Source organism: Ornithinibacter sp., from assembly GCF_035443565.1.
In the GTDB taxonomy this organism is placed as follows: Bacteria; Actinomycetota; Actinomycetes; order Actinomycetales; family Dermatophilaceae; genus Fodinibacter.
Genome location: NZ_DAORSO010000053.1, coordinates 15764 through 17654, shown reverse-complemented (window position 1 = coordinate 17654; position 1891 = coordinate 15764). Strand labels below are relative to the sequence as shown.

1 protein-coding gene is annotated in these 1891 nt (G+C 69.7%); it reads left to right on the top strand.

The genetic code is table 11. The annotated features are described in order from the left end of the window. Window positions 1–1782, top strand: a 1782-nt coding sequence (locus tag PLL68_RS07750; RefSeq protein WP_324533199.1) for a M36 family metallopeptidase, incomplete at its 5' end; no start/stop codon positions are given. Between the last annotated feature and the right edge of the window lie 109 nt (window positions 1783–1891).

Sequence of the window (1891 nt, the reverse complement as noted above, 5' to 3'; positions counted from 1 at the left end):
GAGGGCTGGAGCGACGTCATCTCCTACCTGAAGTGGGGCGACGCCGTCATCGGTGAGTACGTGACGGGCAACGCGAGCACCGGCATCCGGTCGGTGGCCTACAACGCCTCCAACCTCGACTTCCAGGACTACGACGTCAACGCCAGCAGCGGTCACGGGCCGGGCCAGATCTGGGCGAGCGCGCTCTACGACATCCGCGACCAGCTGCCCGGCGGTGTCGAGGCTATGGCCTCCCTCGTGCTCGACGGCATGAAGGCCACCACGGCCAACCCGACCTTCCTGCAGGCGCGCGACGGGCTGCTCGCCGCCGATGGCAACGCCAACCGGTGCCTCATCTGGTCGGCGTTCGCCGGCCGAGGTCTCGGGACGGGGTCCACCGGAAGCCTGGACACCGTGCCGACCTTCAGTGACGACATCCCGGCTCAGTGCCTTCCCACCGCCGACGCGGGCGGTCCGTACGTGACGCCTGAGGGCACCGACGTGTCGCTCGACGGCACCGGCTCGGCCGCCGGAAGCGACCCGTCTGCGGGCGCCATCGCCACCTACGAGTGGGACCTCGACAACGACGGCGCCTACGACGACGCGACCGGTGCGAACCCGACGTTCTCCACGGTCGGGCAGGACGGCGTCTTCCCGATCGGGCTGCGGGTGACCGACACCTTCGGCAACACCGCGACCGCGACGTCGCAGGTGACCGTGACGAACGTCGCCCCGACCGTCAGCGTCACCGCGATCACGCCGATCGACGAGGGCGGCACGGTCACCGTGTCGGGAACCGTCACCGACCCGGGCTGGCTCGACCCGCTCACGGCGACGATCTCCTTCGACGACGGCGCGTCCCCGGTCGCCCTCGCCGGCACCCTCGAGAACGTGCGCCCGAACGCGACGCTGACGTTCTCGGTCGACCACCAGTACGGCGACGACGGCGCGTTCACCGTGCAGGTGTGCGCCGCCGACGACGACACCACCGGCAACTGCGACAGCGAGGTCGCGACCGTCGGCAACATCGCCCCGACCGCGGTCATCGACACCTCGAGCGAGCAGGTCTACGACGGCGTCTCCGCGTTCATCCTCGAGGCCGGTGAGAACCTGACCGTGCCCGTCGGATCCGTGGACCCGGGCAGCGATGACCTCACCGCCAAGTGGGCCTGGGGCGACGGGTCGAGCGACACGCAGACCTCGTTGGTCAACCCGCCCGGCACCGACCCGGCGAAGAGCCCGAGCAACCAGCCGCGCGACGTCGACTTCAGCAAGACCCACGCCTACGTCGACGCGTGCGCCTACACCCTGGACGTGACGGTGACCGACGACGACCTCGGCTCGGCGGCTGACAGCGCGCTCGTGCTCATCACCGGCAACGCCGACGTCTCCAAGGGGCACGGCTGGTGGCTGAACCAGTACCGCACCAAGGCCCCGAACGACTTCACCCCGGCGGAGCTGCAGTGCTACCTCGACATCGTCGGAGCGCTCAGCATGGTGTTCGACGAGAAGACCGACGCCTCGACGCGGGCCAAGGCCACCAAGGTGCTGAACTCCCCGGCCAAGTCCCCGGCGAACGTCATCTTCGACCAGCAGCTGCTCGGGGCCTGGCTGAACTTCGCCAACGGGTCGGTCAAGCTCGCGACACCGGTCGACACCGACGGCAACGGCAGCAAGGACAGCACCTTCGGCGCAGCGGTGTTCACGGCCGAGTCGGTGCGCATCAACCCGGCGTCCTCCAGTGCCCAGATCAAGGCGCAGAAGGACATCATCGAGCGGGTCGCGCTCCAGAGCGGCAACTGATCGCGATGGGTGCACAGGTCCCGGTGACGGCCGTCCGGGCCGTCACCGGGCCGCTCGCGGTGGTGCTGCTCGTCCTCCTCGCCGGCTGCGGTTCCGCATCCGACACCGG